At 40.4% G+C, this 14432-nt stretch carries 20 protein-coding genes and 1 pseudogene; 13 read left to right on the top strand and 8 right to left on the bottom strand.

Going from position 1 to position 14432, the window contains the following annotated elements; translation table 11 throughout:
* The first annotated feature begins 8 nt into the window (after positions 1 to 8).
* The 4 genes and pseudogenes from TERMP_RS06155 (at position 9) to TERMP_RS06140 (ending at position 3586) form a co-directional block, all read left to right on the top strand.
* A pseudogene (locus tag TERMP_RS06155) lies at positions 9 to 1171 on the top strand (MFS transporter).
* Positions 1172 to 1206: 35 nt separating this feature from the next.
* A complete protein-coding gene (locus tag TERMP_RS06150; RefSeq protein WP_013467508.1) occupies positions 1207 to 2034 on the top strand; it encodes an ABC transporter ATP-binding protein in 828 nt (275 codons plus the stop codon).
* Positions 2034 to 2789, top strand: a complete 756-nt coding sequence (locus TERMP_RS06145) for an ABC transporter permease (protein ID WP_013467507.1) — start codon at positions 2034 to 2036, stop codon at positions 2787 to 2789. Before TERMP_RS06150 ends, TERMP_RS06145 begins: the two co-directional genes overlap by 1 nt.
* On the top strand, positions 2786 to 3586 hold the full coding sequence (locus TERMP_RS06140; protein ID WP_237702785.1) for an ABC transporter permease: 801 nt from the start codon (positions 2786 to 2788) through the stop codon (positions 3584 to 3586). Before TERMP_RS06145 ends, TERMP_RS06140 begins: the two co-directional genes overlap by 4 nt.
* A 12-nt stretch (positions 3587 to 3598) precedes the next feature.
* Here the strand turns inward: TERMP_RS06140 and TERMP_RS06135 are convergent, their stop codons facing one another.
* Together TERMP_RS06135 and TERMP_RS06130 are read right to left on the bottom strand one after the other, a co-directional pair.
* Positions 3599 to 4162 carry a nicotinamide-nucleotide adenylyltransferase gene (locus tag TERMP_RS06135; RefSeq protein WP_013467505.1) on the bottom strand — a complete coding sequence of 188 codons (564 nt, stop codon included), beginning with the start codon at positions 4160 to 4162 and terminating at the stop codon, positions 3599 to 3601.
* Positions 4163 to 4166: 4 nt separating this feature from the next.
* Positions 4167 to 4934, bottom strand: a complete 768-nt coding sequence (locus TERMP_RS06130; protein ID WP_013467504.1) for an SAM hydrolase/SAM-dependent halogenase family protein — start codon at positions 4932 to 4934, stop codon at positions 4167 to 4169.
* A gap of 59 nt (positions 4935 to 4993) precedes the next feature.
* Here TERMP_RS06130 and TERMP_RS06125 point away from each other — a divergent pair, with 59 nt between their 5' ends.
* Genes TERMP_RS06125 through pgsA form a run of 4 tightly spaced genes read left to right on the top strand, consistent with a single transcriptional unit; the run spans position 4994 to position 8115 of the window.
* Positions 4994 to 5425 (top strand): RecB-family nuclease, encoded by a 432-nt coding sequence (locus TERMP_RS06125; protein WP_013467503.1) that lies wholly within the window; start codon positions 4994 to 4996, stop codon positions 5423 to 5425.
* Between the two features lie 5 nt (positions 5426 to 5430).
* Complete coding sequence (locus TERMP_RS06120) at positions 5431 to 7029, top strand: transglutaminase-like domain-containing protein (protein WP_013467502.1); 1599 nt, start codon at positions 5431 to 5433, stop codon at positions 7027 to 7029.
* Positions 7026 to 7565 (top strand): tRNA (cytidine(56)-2'-O)-methyltransferase, encoded by a 540-nt coding sequence (locus tag TERMP_RS06115; protein WP_048159776.1) that lies wholly within the window; start codon positions 7026 to 7028, stop codon positions 7563 to 7565. Before TERMP_RS06120 ends, TERMP_RS06115 begins: the two co-directional genes overlap by 4 nt.
* Complete coding sequence (gene pgsA, locus TERMP_RS06110; protein ID WP_048159775.1) at positions 7555 to 8115, top strand: archaetidylinositol phosphate synthase; 561 nt, start codon at positions 7555 to 7557, stop codon at positions 8113 to 8115. Before TERMP_RS06115 ends, pgsA begins: the two co-directional genes overlap by 11 nt.
* A 61-nt stretch (positions 8116 to 8176) precedes the next feature.
* On the opposite strand, the gene TERMP_RS06105 is transcribed toward pgsA, so the two are convergent.
* A complete protein-coding gene (locus TERMP_RS06105; protein WP_013467499.1) occupies positions 8177 to 8875 on the bottom strand; it encodes a TIGR02253 family HAD-type hydrolase in 699 nt (232 codons plus the stop codon).
* A 201-nt stretch (positions 8876 to 9076) separates the two neighbouring features.
* Here TERMP_RS06105 and TERMP_RS06100 point away from each other — a divergent pair, with 201 nt between their 5' ends.
* Both TERMP_RS06100 and TERMP_RS06095 read left to right on the top strand, forming a co-directional pair.
* Entirely contained in the window at positions 9077 to 9364 is a 288-nt protein-coding gene (locus tag TERMP_RS06100; protein ID WP_048159774.1) for a hypothetical protein, read from the top strand.
* A gap of 86 nt (positions 9365 to 9450) precedes the next feature.
* Positions 9451 to 9735, top strand: coding sequence for an Lrp/AsnC ligand binding domain-containing protein (locus TERMP_RS06095; protein ID WP_013467497.1), 285 nt, complete (start codon positions 9451 to 9453; stop codon positions 9733 to 9735).
* Here the strand turns inward: TERMP_RS06095 and TERMP_RS06090 are convergent.
* Both TERMP_RS06090 and TERMP_RS06085 read right to left on the bottom strand, forming a co-directional pair.
* Positions 9732 to 10304 carry an ASCH domain-containing protein gene (locus TERMP_RS06090; RefSeq protein ID WP_013467496.1) on the bottom strand — a complete coding sequence of 191 codons (573 nt, stop codon included), beginning with the start codon at positions 10302 to 10304 and terminating at the stop codon, positions 9732 to 9734. The two genes, TERMP_RS06095 and TERMP_RS06090, sit on opposite strands and share 4 nt — an antisense overlap.
* On the bottom strand, positions 10301 to 10654 hold the full coding sequence (locus tag TERMP_RS06085) for an ASCH domain-containing protein (RefSeq protein WP_013467495.1): 354 nt from the start codon (positions 10652 to 10654) through the stop codon (positions 10301 to 10303). The genes TERMP_RS06090 and TERMP_RS06085 overlap by 4 nt, the downstream gene beginning before the upstream one ends.
* Before the next feature lie 136 nt (positions 10655 to 10790).
* Between TERMP_RS06085 and TERMP_RS06080 the strand changes: the two genes are divergently transcribed.
* Genes TERMP_RS06080 through TERMP_RS06075 form a run of 3 tightly spaced genes read left to right on the top strand, consistent with a single transcriptional unit; the run spans position 10791 to position 12313 of the window.
* Entirely contained in the window at positions 10791 to 10976 is a 186-nt protein-coding gene (locus TERMP_RS06080; RefSeq protein ID WP_013467494.1) for a class III signal peptide-containing protein, read from the top strand.
* Between the two features lie 26 nt (positions 10977 to 11002).
* Positions 11003 to 11176: a class III signal peptide-containing protein gene (locus tag TERMP_RS11405; protein ID WP_237702784.1), complete on the top strand. Its 174-nt coding sequence runs from the start codon at positions 11003 to 11005 to the stop codon at positions 11174 to 11176.
* 42 nt (positions 11177 to 11218) lie between these two features.
* Entirely contained in the window at positions 11219 to 12313 is a 1095-nt protein-coding gene (locus tag TERMP_RS06075) for an A24 family peptidase C-terminal domain-containing protein (protein ID WP_237702783.1), read from the top strand.
* 141 nt (positions 12314 to 12454) lie between these two features.
* Here the strand turns inward: TERMP_RS06075 and TERMP_RS06070 are convergent, their stop codons facing one another.
* Genes TERMP_RS06070 through TERMP_RS06060 form a run of 3 tightly spaced genes read right to left on the bottom strand, consistent with a single transcriptional unit; the run spans position 12455 to position 14406 of the window.
* The gene (locus TERMP_RS06070; protein WP_013467491.1) at positions 12455 to 13093 is read right to left on the bottom strand and encodes an HAD-IB family phosphatase; all 639 of its coding nucleotides are present in this window, start codon (positions 13091 to 13093) and stop codon (positions 12455 to 12457) included.
* Position 13094: 1 nt separating this feature from the next.
* The gene (locus tag TERMP_RS06065) at positions 13095 to 13760 is read right to left on the bottom strand and encodes a protein-L-isoaspartate(D-aspartate) O-methyltransferase (protein ID WP_048159946.1); all 666 of its coding nucleotides are present in this window, start codon (positions 13758 to 13760) and stop codon (positions 13095 to 13097) included.
* A gap of 40 nt (positions 13761 to 13800) precedes the next feature.
* On the bottom strand, positions 13801 to 14406 hold the full coding sequence (locus TERMP_RS06060; RefSeq protein ID WP_013467489.1) for an HVO_0476 family zinc finger protein: 606 nt from the start codon (positions 14404 to 14406) through the stop codon (positions 13801 to 13803).
* Positions 14407 to 14432 lie beyond the last annotated feature (26 nt).

Genomic DNA, 14432 nt, shown 5'->3' with positions numbered 1-14432 from the left:
GCCCTCTAATGCGCTGGAGCGAGGTTCCAAGAGATGCCAAGGCGTACATGCTCTACCACACGATCATAGCCCCGCAACTTATAGTCTGGTATCTGCTTCCGCTTTACATGATGTACTCGGGTTATTCGGTCTTAGAGGTTGGAGCGTTTTTCACAGCAGTCAATATCGTCTCAATCCCACTGACTTATCTAATTGGTCGCTTCTTCAACGAGTACCCTCTTAAAACTGGTTTAATTCTGATAGATGCTCTCGATGGGATTGCATACATCCTCTATGGCTTTGCCAAAGGCTCAATTGCTCCTCTTATGCTCTTTTTGGGCTACACCATTGAAGAAATCTCAGCTCTCTTTTACCCCTTTACCAAGCTTATGAGCAGATAATCTACCCGGAGGACAAATACGAGGAAATCTTTGCGTGGCATCTTCGCTTACCAGAAATCAGCCAGCTAATTGGTTTTCTTATCCTCGGCTACCTCTTTGGGTATATCTGGAATACAGTAGAACACTACAGAAAAGCCTTCATTGCCTTTGGTCTTTTCTCTGTCTTTACTATCGCCTATCTTTGGAAGTTCCTTCCTTCTGTTAGCAAGGAGGAAAGAATAACTCCAGAGAGCTTTACATTCAAAATAGACAAAGAATTCAAATTTTTGCTTTTAATTGAAGCTTTGTTTACATTAGCATGGTCTTTGGCTCCAGAAATTGTCCTCCTCAACTATGTCATATTTAAACTTCACAAAACAATCTTTGAAGTGATGCTCATTGAAGGAGCAATTTCAGTGGCAACCATCACGGCAACTTATGTGAGCGAAAGGATTCCAAAGGATAAAGGCTTTAGGGTTATCGGAAGTGGGATGCTTCTCCTTTCTATCTATGCCTTGATTATGTCATTCTCACCTCCATTTTGGCTTGTGCTGGCTGCTTACTTCATAGGACGCTTCGGAGATACACTGGCTTTCCCATTTTACCGCTCTTGGATGTTTTCTCTCATTCCAAAGGAAAAAGCAAGCGAGTTTCATGCAGCAATATCGAGCTATCGCAGGCTTATAGGTCTTTTTACACCCTTTGTGGCTGGAGCTTTGGCAAGCATCCACGCTACATTACCCTATGCGGCGAGCTTCCTTTTGTTCCTGCTGATAGGAGTATTATTTATCGAAGCTGCTCGTAAGCCTTAAAAAAGTGAAAGAAAAATTCATTTGGGGTGTCACCCTTGCCGATTGTCAAAATCAGAAATGTCTCAAAGCGCTTTGGAGATGTTGTGGCACTTAGAAATATTGACCTTGAAATTGAACAGGGTGAATTTGTGGTGATAGCAGGAGAAAATGGAAGTGGAAAATCAACACTGCTTAAAATTATGACTGGACTCTTAATTCCAGACAATGGTGAAGTCACTGTTCTGGGATTTGATGTTGTTGAGGAATGGAAAGAATTAGCTAAACACATTGGTGTAGCTTTGGCTAATGAGAGGAGCTTATACTGGAAGCTCACAGGTATGGAGAATCTTGAAATATTCGGTGGCATTTATGGAGTTAGAGATGCAAAAAAGAAAGCTTTGGCGCTTTTAGAGCGATTGGACTTAATTGATGTTAAAGACATGCTGGTTGAAAACTATTCAACTGGTATGAGGAGAAAGCTTCTACTTGCAAAATCTCTTATTCATTCTCCAAAAATCCTTTTTCTTGATGAAATTCTGAACGGACTTGACCCAAAGTCAATGATTGAAATAGTAAGCTTCCTTGAAGAGCTAAACAGGGATGGAATAACAATTGTTCTCGTGAGCCACATACTCCATAGTCTGCCTTCAAATTCAAGGTTAATAGTTATGAAAGATGGCAAGATAATTCTTGATGATGCCCTTAGAAACTTCAAAAACATGAAAACTGTTAAAGTAAAAGCTGTTATTGGAGGAGAAAAAATTGAAAAGACGGTTGACGAAAGTGAGCTGACTAAGGTTATTAAGGAGCTTACGGAAGTTGGAGCAGAAAATATCATGATTGAACGTGATGATCTGTATGCGATTTTGAGGAGGATTCTCTAATGAGGATATTGGCAATTGCTAGGAAGGAGGCTAAGATTCAACTTCGCTATAGAATAGTCTGGCTGAACTTTGCTTTGACACCTTTTTTCATTATATCTCCCTGGATTCTTACGGCTAAGTCCTTTTCAGTGGAGTTTGGAGAGGCTGTTTTAATAGGATCCCTTATGTGGTACTGGCTTAACCAGTACTTTTTCGGTGTGCAGGAAGCTTTCGAGGAGGAGCGGGAAGAGGGAACATTGGTAAGCATCGCTTTGTCTCCCATCTCCCTCCTTGAGTTTTTAATTGGAAAAGGTCTTTGGATGCTCGTTGAGTGTGTATACATAACGGTTGTTACAATGCTAATTTTTTGGATGCTTGGGATTTCTCAAGCTTTATCTCTAAAGATGCTCCTTCTCTATGTAGTCTCAGGACTGTATATGTTTGCATTCTCAATTCTTTGGGGAGCTCTGATTCTGTGGTTTAGGAGAATTGGTGGAATAAATTTTATCGTTCAAGAGGTTTTAGGTCTAACATCTGGAATCACTGCCGATGTGAGTGCTTACCCCAAGTTCATCCGCTTTGCTGCATATGCGGTTCCATTAACTTACACAATAAAGATTGGAAGAATGATTTTTAAAGGAGCCTCTCTCGACTATATTGTAAAGGATTTAGGAATTTTAACAGCTGTAACGATTATTTATTTCATAATTGGTGCTTTAATGCTGAAAAAAGCTGAGCAGAAATTGAGAATTTATGGAGAGTGGGAGGCTTGGTGAGGTTTTTGTACTTGGCTAAGGCATCTCTGTTGACAGCAAAAAGGTATAAAATTGACTGGTATGGGAACGTTTTAATGCCCATATTGGGAGTTCTCCCTGTAATAATCGCCATATGGTTTGGAAATAAGCTTGGACTTTTGAATTTTTCGAGCATTATTGGGACAGAAAATTTATTGGAGTATTACGTTTTAGGGATAGCGTACTGGAACTACATCGAGTCAGTTTGGAGTTCGATTTTTTCTCTCAGAGAGCATATGAGAATTGGACAGCTTGAGGAACTTATATTAACCCCACTAAAACCTTGGGAGTACATATTAGGGTGGTCATTTCTTTCTTTTGCTCTAACAACAGTGAGCTCTTTGCCCTTAATTCTCATAGCTTTGCTTTTAAATGTTCAGCATCTAAATATAGAAAAGCTGATTTTGGCAGTTCTAATATTTCTAATTTCTTTGATAGCTTCTTTTGGCTTTGCTTTTCTTATATTTGGGCTGACACTTGTTGTTAAGGAGGGAGATGAAATAGTTTCACTTCTTGGCAATGCTGCACCCCTCTTGGGTGGGCTTTATTTTCCAATAGCGATTCTTCCAATTCCCCTCCGATACCTTGCCTATTCTCTGCCATTCACATGGAGCCTTGATTTATTGAGAGCTTTGTTGTTGAGTTCTAAAACAATTCTCAACATTGGATCTGAAATTAAAGTGTTTTTACTGCTTTCTTTTGGATATTTTGCTTTGGGCACAGTTAGTTATATACTGCTCGAGAGGAAGATGAGAAAGAGGGGAATTCATGGATTTTAGCAGAAGCTGGAGCTAAAACTCAGGAATCCTGATCGGTGCCTGAAGCTCTTTCTCGTTTTTCTCGAGATTTGTCGCCAGCATTCTTATCCTTTCGACTCCTTTTATTTCCTTTATGAATTCTGCAACGCTCTTTGGAACAAGTTCTTCCCAAGGCTTGCCCTCGATCATTCTTTTTCTTATTTCTGTAGCCGAAAGGATGTCCTTCCTGAACATTGGCTGTACTATGACCTCATAACCTTTCTCACGGAAAAGCTGGGCCACCAAGGAATTACCAGTAAACACCACGTCAAATTTTGGAACCATGCTGACCACATAGGTTGCCCAGATTGCGTTAAAGTTTATATCCGGCAGAGGAATTAGATAGTACTTTCTTTTAAACCCCGCCTCATCTAATGCCCTTATCAGCATCTCCATTCTTTCACTTGTTGTAAACGGATTTTTCAGGGTGTGGCTTGCCTGTGCACTTCCTATACCTATTATCACCTCATCAACCTGAGAAAAAACGAATTCTAAAGCTTTTATGTGTCCGTTATGAACAGGCTGAAAGCGACCAACAAATAAGCCGCGTTTTGGCATCCAATCACCTCCACAACCTGACCTCCAGCTCATCACCAACCTTAACTCCCAAAACCTCAGCAGCAGAGCCTTGATTGACGGCTATTTCCAAGTAGTCATGACTTCCCGGCAGAGCCAAAAGCTCACCTTTTTTAACCTGACCATAAGTATCAAGGTAGGGGATTTTGAGTCCTTCAACTTCAACGTACTTTGGTCTCTCATAGTCTTCTAAGTTTAGGATAACATTGCCGAAGTCATCTATGTAAATCACTTTCAAAATCCATTTCCCATCTTTCTGCTTTGGCTTCAGATCGAGCTTTATTATTTCATCAAGGCTGATCTCCTTTCCTAAGCGTGAGGGCTCGTAACCCAAATCCAGCAGAGCTCCCGCTGGACCAAATACGTCTCTTCCATGAAAGGTCGAGCTGATCTTTCTCCCAATTATTGCTTCCATCTTTTTGATGTCGATTTCATATGCCGCCGTTGGATTTATATGTTTCAGTGGAAGAGTTGCCAAGCCGTTATCGGGAACCACTAAGAACTGATCGCCTTCTATGATTAGTGCTTTTCTTTCCGTACCAACTCCTGGATCAATTACTCCAATATGAACTGTATCTTTTGGATAGTACTTTACAACCTGCTCCATCACAAAAGATCCTTCAAGAACGCTGTGTCTTGTAATTGAGTGGGTGATATCAATGAGCATCGCTTTTGGATTTATGCTTAATATCGCCCCTTTCATCTCTCCGACATATGGTCCTTTGGTTCCAAAGTCTGTAGTCAGCGTAATCATTGCAACCACCTAAAGGTTATTAAGGTTCAATCCTTTAAAGAGCCTTTGGAGGTGAGGGAATGATAATCGTTGTGTATCACAACATCAATGCAACAAGGAAGCTTGAGGAGTTTGCTAAAATAGCATTTGGCTTTGACGTTGACTTATTAGTGATTTCAAAGCCTACAGGTACTGCAGCACAAATGGGAGTGCCGGAGATACATAAGGAGGCATTCAAAAGAGGCAAAAATGTCTTAATCGTGGGAGATCTGCCCGACGCAATTGAGGTAGTTCAGCCCGACAAAATCTATACAATCACGAAGTTTGGGAAACCAACTAATTGGGAGGAATTGAGGGAAAAATTGAAAGAGAAGAAGGTGATGTTTATCTTTGGTGGAACTGAGCCGGGGCTTGGCAAGAAAGAAATTGAAATGGGAACGCCAATTAATATAAAGTGGGAGATTGGTGAGCTTGGAGAATTGGCAATCCTCCTTCATGAGCTGAAAAGGTGAGATAGTTGAAAAAATCTGCCTTCCTTTTGCTCTTGATAATTTTTGCATCGGGATGCCTGATTAAGCAACCGGCTGTGGTTACCTTTGAGATTGATAGGACTGTTGTAAAAGCCGGGGGGACATTCCATATAATTGTAACTATCAACAACACAGGGAAAGTTGCCTTCATTGGAGCAGATCTGGCGATTAACAATCCAGACTTTAAAATTCTCCAAAATCCTAAGTTCCCTTCCCCGTTAAAGGTGGGGGAGAAAGTAGAGCTTGTTTGGATAGTGAAAGCTCCGGATAAACCCGGGGTGTATACAATAGGAGTCCCCCTGGAGCTCATTGATGAGCTTCACAGAACGTGGAAGGGGTTCTACCATGAGTTCACAATAACTGTTGTTAAAGAAGAAACAAAGATGCCCCCTGGAGAACTTTCTATGGAGGTGAATGTCCCGTCAAGTGTCAGCGGTGGAAAAATCTTCAACATAACTGTTGAACTAAAAAACAGTGGTATGACACCAATAGAGATAGGAGAGGTTTCCGTTAATCTCCTTGATGGCTTGAAAATCATTAACAGGAGTAAGATTCCTGAGAAAATATATGGAGGACAGTCATATAAGATAGTCTACCAAATAGATGCTCCGTATAGGCATGTTTCCGGATATGTGACAGTTATTGTAAACTACTTTGAAAATGGGAATGAAAAAAAGGAAATTGTCAGCAGGTACATTGAGATTACCTGGGCTCCTTGGTTCGCTAATAACGAAACTTTAAGGAAGGCATATGGTGATAAGTATTACTGGATTGAAAACAAATATCTGGTTGATGGCTACTGGATTGAACGGTTCAATTCCACCCCTTATGCAAATGTTAGCATTTTAAGGAACTATGCCTTGCCGCTTGTCCTTAAATCGAAATCCGAAGTTGAAGCTGCGAAGAAAATATACTCGTGGATCCTTGAGCACTATAAATTTGGAGATACGACGGCATCGGTGGATCCACAGAAAATACTTCAGCAGAATAAGATTAGTTATGCTGAAGGGCAGCTTCTCTTCACAGCAATGATGAAATCGATAAACGTACCCTCAAGAATCGTCAGCCTATACAACGGTACAGACTGCATTATAAATCCCCTCTCAGAATTCTACTCTGGAGGAAGATGGTATGTTGTTGACTTCAAACACGGCTTTATTGGCACAAGGAATGAGTACATTGCAACTCCGTATTTTCCAAGGGTATATCAGCTCCTAACTCAAGGAAACTTTAAGCTTGTTGCTCAGGCTCCAGAAGAGCTGAAGGGACATGAGCATGTGGATGTTGGCCCTGACTACCTTGCAAATCTTAAGGACAAACTCATGACACAAGTAGAGAAAAAACTTAATCCAATGCTGAAGACAAAGCTGACTCTAATGCTCAACAGGATGAATGAAAATGAGCAGATATTTGCTCTCTTTATATTTGCATCAGCTCCTGAAAAGGAGCTTAATGAGATGCTTCTGAAGTACGATTATAAAGATATTGAAAGAAGTATGACAGCACTTTATGAGTTTTATAAGGATAAACCTTGGCCCGAGAACTTCAGAAAGTACTGGTACATTCTAAGGGGGGTATACAAATGATAGTGGTGCTACGATTGGGACACAGACCTGAGAGAGATAAAAGGATAACAACTCATGTGGCATTGACAGCAAGAGCTTTTGGAGCGGATGGGATAATAATTGCAGCTGATGAAGATGAACATGTAAGGGAAAGTGTTGAGGACGTTATAAAGCGTTGGGGAGGGCCGTTCTTTATCAAATTTGACCCTCACTGGAAGAGGATAATGCGGGAATGGAAAGGGAAGATAGTCCACCTCACGATGTATGGAATTCATGTGGATGACGCACTGCCTAAAATCAGGGAGCATTTAAGACATGGAGAAAACATCTTAGTTGTTGTAGGGGCAGAAAAAGTTCCAAGAGAAGTTTATGAGCTTGCTCATTACAACGTTGCAATTGGAAACCAGCCTCACAGTGAGGTTGCAGCGTTAGCAGTATTTTTGGACAGACTCTTAGAGGGGGAAGGACTAAGAAAGGAATTCGAAAATGCTAAACTTAAGATAATACCCCAAGAGAGGGGGAAGAAAGTGATAGAGGTCGGGAAAAATGCTCAATAGATACAGGCCAGTTTTCAAAGGTTACTTGGAAACAATTGTCAGACCTCTGGCGAAAATCGGCATGACTCCAAATCAGCTAACTGTCATTGGGATGCTGATCTCCCTATTGGCTGCTTACTTCTTTGCTATGGGAGAGCAGAGATTAGCCGCTTTAACTTTAATCTTTGGTTCGTTAATTGATGCCCTTGACGGCACTTTGGCAAGGCTAACCGGCAAAACTTCCCGTTTTGGGGCGTTTTTAGATTCAACAACTGATAGGGTCAGTGATGGGGTAGTTTTATTTGGAATTGCTTATGGTGGTCTGGTTGATTGGAAAATTGCATTTATAGCTCTAATTGGGTCATATCTGGTAAGTTACGAAAGATGCAGAGCAGAGCTTGCTGGAAGTGGAACTTTAGCTGTGGGTATTGCGGAGAGAGCCGAGAGACTGCTGATTTTAATAACTGCAGCACTCTTTAACAGAGTGGATGTGGGGGTTTACATTGTTGCACTCTTGGCTTGGATTACAGCCTTTCAAAGGCTATGGGAGGCAAAGAAAAGGCTGAGCTGAAAAAAGAGGGATGATGACAATTTCGCTGGCTTAGTTGTGATGAACCCTGCCGTTGCTGACCTCAGATCTCAGATACTATGTCCAAAACTTCCTTCAAGTCGCTTATTATGAACTCGCACTCTCCCCAAAGCTCTCTCTTTTCTCCTGTTTTGTCAAGCAAGATGCTTATCATGTCAACTTGTCTTGCACCAACACAGTCTTTGAGGGGGTTATCACCAACATAAACCGCTTCTTCTCCTTTAACTCCAGCTTTTTTAAGTGCAGTTTCGAAAACTTTCGGATGCGGCTTAAAGAATCCTGCCTCTTCACTTGTTGTTATGCTGTCAAAGAGGTCAAAAATTCCCAATGCTTCTAAATGAGCCCTTAAATAGTCATTATCTGAGTCTGTAATAAGTCCAACGTGATAACCTCTCTTTCTGAGCTCTTTTAGAGTTTCAACGACTTCTGGGTAAAGCTTTCCATAGAGTTGGTGCATTTTCAAGTGGATTTGCCAGAAATCCTCTGGAACTTCAAAATTGTATTTTTTGGCAAGCCTTTCGGTAATTTCAACTTCTATAATGCGTATTGGCTTGTAAGGTTTTCCTGCCAGTTTGCTGAACTCCTCTTTTGTGAGGTGATCATATTCCTCCAAAAGCTGTTTTGTGTTAATTTCTGCATTCGCATTCTTTAGAACTTCTTCCATGATTTTGAGATGGGTAACAGCTTCACTCTCTTTGCTCAAAAGAGTTCCAACAAAATCGAAGAATACAGCCTTGATCATTAACACCACCATGTTTATCTCCGATTCTCAGGTTAAAACTCTTTGTTATTTATGGATTAAATATTTAGAGCCTATGAAAACGATGTTGCATAGATGACAGAGAGTTGCCAAAAAGTTTTCTAAATTTTGCCATTTTATCTGAAAAGTATACGAAAGTGATTTATACACCTACTGCATCTGATAGCTGAAAACTCTTGGGGGGTGATTGAGCTCGAGGCTATACTGCTGGTATGGGGAGTAAGGGATGAGGTGCTCAAAAAGCTTCCCGTAGAGGGATATTGGCTCTATGGGGAGTACGATTTCATAGCTAAGATTGAATTTACTGACGAAAATGAGCTTAAAGAGTTCAGTTTGGAGTTAATAAGACTCATAGGAAGTGGAAAGTTCAAACTTTTCCCGGTTAAACTGTCAAGCAACGCACTTAAAAACTCTGCAGAAAAGCATCAGTTCAATGAAATACAGGAGGATAGTATTTTTTATGTATTCTAAGGTCTTATTTTGCAATTTTTCACCACTTAGAGTTAGCATAGAGCGTATAAATTGTTTTAGATCTATTATAGTATGGGGGTGAGAGTATGAAAGTTATACTGTTCATAAGTGCGGCTGAGGAAAAGGCTACCGAAGTTCAGAGACAACTGTGGAAGAGAGGGCTAATAGAGGAGATATACCAAACTGTAGGAGATTCAAATATAGTTGCAGTTATAAAAGTTGAAAACGAAAGAAGCTTAAGAGACATTGCCCTTGAAATATCTCAAATGAGGGGTGTGTATTCAGTGAGAATTTATCCAGTGGCAGAACATCATACAAAGGAGGAATTAAAAGAATACTGGAATTCAAGACAGCAGATATGGGTGTATTAAATTTTTGGTTCCATTAAACCCTTCTTTTTGAGCTCTTCGTATGCCTTTCTTAAAACTTCTCTAATTTTATATCTCTTGTTCAACCCTCCAAGCTTATATGCTGCTTTCCTGAGGCTTCCCTCTTTCAGGAAGAGGTTCAAAAGTGCAATTTCCTCAAAGCTTAGATTGTCGAGGTATTTGAGTGCCTTTTCGGCAATTTCTATTGGATTGTTCCCTTCATATGGAAAGTCCGCTGAAAGGATAGGTTTATCCATGAGCTTGGTTATCTCAAATTCTATTATTGTTGCTGGGGTTTCTGGGGTTAAATGTTTGTAGTGCTCTTTTAAAGCTTTTATCAGCTCCTCTTTGTTTTTAAATCCATCCAAACGAGCATCTTCGTCAGTGAGCTCAGAAACTTTCTTTGTTTCAACTCTCTTTATAATGCCTTTTCCCAATACGTATCCCCCAGAATGTATCAAAACCTCATCACCAGGCTTTAGATTTATCTTTTTTCCTAATCTTATGGTCGCTCTTTTTCTTCCGCTGAGTAGCATATCCTTGTAGCGTCCGTCGAATTTTAGGTTCTTCACTTTTGCTCACCTTTCGATTTTGGTTTTAGAAGGTGGAATTTAATGGCTATGACGCCATAGCGATTCTCCTTCCATTTTGGATACATTTCGTGAAATCTTCCTAAGGCTTTTTCGAAGCTTGGGTTGTCTGGGAAAATTTTTTCAATTGGTTCCTCTCTGAGCACTTGCCTAAATGTCTCATATCTTTTTACACTGATTACTTCGGCAGGCACGAGATCATTAAAGAGTATCTTATCTTTTGGTTTAATGCCCTTTATCTGTGGATAAGCCACTCTAACTTCAATTTTCTTTTTTCCACTTTTTATCATTTCAAGGTATTCATCTCTCACATAAAGCTTGTATATTTTCATTATCTCACCATTCAATACCATGCTCAGGATGTTTAAAAATGTTATAATCCCACAATTTTTGGTAAACATCGCTCAATTTTGGGGAAATATGTTTATATCTTCCTTCCACTGTAAAAAGTAGTGTGGGGTGGCATAGATGAGAAGAGCACAAGGGGCACTTGAGTATCTTTTCATGATGGCAATAGCACTTATGGTGATCATCATAATTTATCGTGTTCATCCCCAATCAACTTCAGGAAATGCAGAACAATTGGGAGAAACAATCTCCAATGTGACTTCAAATCTTACAAATCAGGTAAAGAATGAGTACAGCAATCTTTAAATTTGTTGGTAATGTAAATTATCTTGGTGGGAGTGTTGAGACGAGCTCAAAGTGCCTTAGAGTATCTGTTTATGGTTGCTGTAGCTTTGATACTTGTTGCTATAACTCTTCGGGTTATTTTAAGTAGTGTGAGGAGTATAAATGGAGTGATTTCCAATTATACAGCAACGATTAGAGAGGAAATCATACAAAACCTTTGAGGTGAGATAGTGCAATTTTTATTAATTGCTCTTGGGGTTATTATGGGGGTTCTAACTTCTTACACTGACATAAAAACTGGCTTTATTGACGACAAGCATATTTTTCCTTTTGTAGCTTTGGGGATAGTCTATTATGTCTATAGTGGTCTTAAAGTTGGAGACCTCTTTTATGCATCCTCAGGGTTGATTGGTCTCGGGGCGGGGTTTTTAATAGGATATCTCATGTATCTACTGGGAGGATGGGCAAGTGGGGATGTCATAATCTTGGCTGGATATTCTGCGCTCTTTCCTTATGCTTCGGAATATGCGAAAATAAAAGCCCCTTATGCCGTTTATTATCCTCTGCATGCTTTGACTCTCTTTTTTAACAGCATAATTGGAGTCTTTCCATTTCTTTTCATATATGCCCTTGCAAGCTTAATTGTAAAGAAAAAAATCGATAGGCTGAAGGCTGTTTTTACTGAAAACGTGGTGCTAACTGTTGAACTAACTCTCTGGATTACGGTTTCGTTGGGGTTTTTTGTGGTTTTGCAATATTACCTTGGGGTTGCATTGCATCCACTGGTTAGGTGGATTGGGACTTTGGTACTGGTGGGAATACTTGGAAAATATAAAAAAGTTGGTAACACAATTGGAGTTGCATCGTTGGCAATTTTCACTTATATTACGGGATCTGTCTTTTTGAGATCTTTTGTTAAGCTTTTAGTCATATTTTACATTTTCAAAGTTTTCTTCTCTCTTACTAAAGTACTCAGGGAGGAAATCCTCATAGAGCGAAAACCTATTGAAGAGCTAAAAGAATGGGACATTTTGGGAGAATGGATTTACGAAAAGAATGGGGAAATTCTAAGAGATAGAGAAAGCTTCACAGATAAATTCAAAAAAGCTTTAGTTGCTGGGAATTTAAGTCTCCTAAAGCTCAGTTATGAAAATGTTATAGCCTCCCCTACTGCTGAAGGCTTAACAAAAGAGCAAATAGAAAAGCTCAAAAAGCTTGTTGAGGAAGGAAGGCTTGAAAATGAGTTCATCGTTAGAAAAGCCATGCCCTTTGCACCGGCGCTCTTTTTGGGATTTTTAATCTCTGTCTTTTATGGTGATCTGTTTTGGTTATTGCTCCAAAAGATGAGTGGACTCTAAGTTTTTAAACTGTCATTACCTAATGCTTTATCAGTAGGCCCAGCTCCCGCCCTCTCCGCGGAGCAGTGAAGCGGGGGTTCCGGCTGGGCCTACACAGGGATGATGAGCTTTTGCTTTGCTGAAGAGTGATGAGCACGCCCTTCACTGACCTCTTTCTTCTAAAATCTTTCTGATGATTTCTATCACTTCTTTCAAGTCATTTGCAACATAATCACCTTCAACACCTTCGTGAGGATTTACCGCTATGCTGACATCAGCCACTTTGAACATCGCAATGTCGTTGTGTCCATCTCCCACAGCTATTGTTAATGAAGGCTTGAGGTCTTCTTTTAGCTTTGCCAGAATTTCTCCTTTATTCTGGAAATCAACCCTTGCAATGACTTTTCCTGTTACCCTGCCCTCTTCATCAAAAATGAGCTCATTTGCAAACACATAATCTGCGTTAAGCTCATCTGCGACCCTCTTTGCAAGACACATTAAACCCCCGCTGATTATGGCGATTTTAAAGTTGTTCTCTCTCAAAAATTCAAAGAGCTCTTTAACTCCATCCATGTACTCAACAGAATTTGCCCACTCCAGTATTTCCTCCCTCTTACGTCCTTTCCAGAGAGATGCATCCAAATCCGCCCATGTTTGATAGTCAAACTCTCCTCTGAAAAATCTCTCGGCATATTCTCTTCCCTTATCCCAAGTACCAAAGCGCTTGTGCAGTTCTACCCAGCTTGACTTTGATTTTACTAATGTTCCCTCTAAATCAAAAGCTATTAGTCTAATTTCCACTTTATTCCCTCCATCCATGCTCTCCAATTAGCGGAACAAACGCAACTCCTCCGTGGTTTATCACTTTTATTCTCCCTTTTTCATCAAGCTTTATTACCTCATATAACTCTTGCCATAAATGATAACTTCCAACGGGTATTATCAACTTTCCACCAACTTTGAGCTGTTCTATAAGGGGTTCTGGAATTTTTGGGGCACCTGCTGTGACTATGATTCTGTCATATGGAGCTTTAGGGGGGAATCCTTTTGTTCCGTCTCCCAAAATCACATGAACTTTATCTTTGTAGCCAGCTTCTTCCAAGTTTCTCTTTGCAAACTCTACCAGCTCGGGGATTCGCTCAATTGTGTAAACATCTCTCTTGACAAGCTCATATATTAAGGCGGCATTCCATCCACTTCCAGTTCCAATTTCGAGAACATTCATGCCCTCCTTTAGATCGGCAACTTCCAACATTATAGCCACCATATGGGGAGCGCTAATTGTCTGTCCCGCAGGAATAGGCAGGGGTTCATCAACATGAGCATAGTGCTTGTATCTGTCAAGAACAAACTTATACCTGGGGACTTTCAGGAAAGCTGTCTTAATCCGCTTACTCTTAATTATTCCCTCCCTTTCAAGCTGCCTAACAAGCCTTACCCATCTCTCATATAGCTCTTCCTCACTCATTGCTCTCACAAAAAAGAATTTGGAGAAGAAGTATTTTAGCTTATCTCTCAACGCTTTCATAGCCCCTATAAATTTTAAGCTTTCTGCTTGCTCTTGCCCTTATCTGGTGTCCCATTAACCGTACTATTTTATCTGCCTTTGCTTTTCCATGTGTGAGCATTTTTCTCTCTGTTTTTATCTTCTCGACTTTGAATGTATAGCCTCCGACTTCAAGGACTTCACCTACGACAAACTCCTCATCTCTGTCCACTTGAACTTTAAATGACTGTGTGATTCCTTTGGGCAGATAAATTGAGACGCCGATAATTTTTGGATACCTCAAGCTTTCTCCCCAAAGCGTTTTGACTTCACTTACTTTTGCTTTGTTTGCCCTTCTATTTCCTTCAAGCTCTATACCTGTAATCCTGACTTCATCATTTTCTATCTCAACTATGTCTCCAACCTTGATCTCCTCATCCTCTGGAAGCTCTGCCTCAGCTTTAAAGCTTCTCTCGTGCTTGCTGACGATGAGGGGAATCCTCAAAAGTTTTGGCAAAGTAACTATCCAGACATTGCCGCAGTCAAGACACTTAAGCGTAGCCTCCCTTCCTCTCTCTTTAATCACTTCAATATTTTCGCTCCCACATTCTGGACATTCAAACTCCATTTCATTCACCTCGCAGTTTTATGAGC

The sequence above is a fragment of the Thermococcus barophilus MP genome (genome assembly GCF_000151105.2).
Classification (GTDB): domain Archaea; phylum Methanobacteriota_B; class Thermococci; order Thermococcales; family Thermococcaceae; genus Thermococcus_B; species Thermococcus_B barophilus.
The sequence above is the reverse complement of the archived record's forward strand: the minus strand, read 5'-3'. Positions and strand labels throughout refer to the sequence as shown.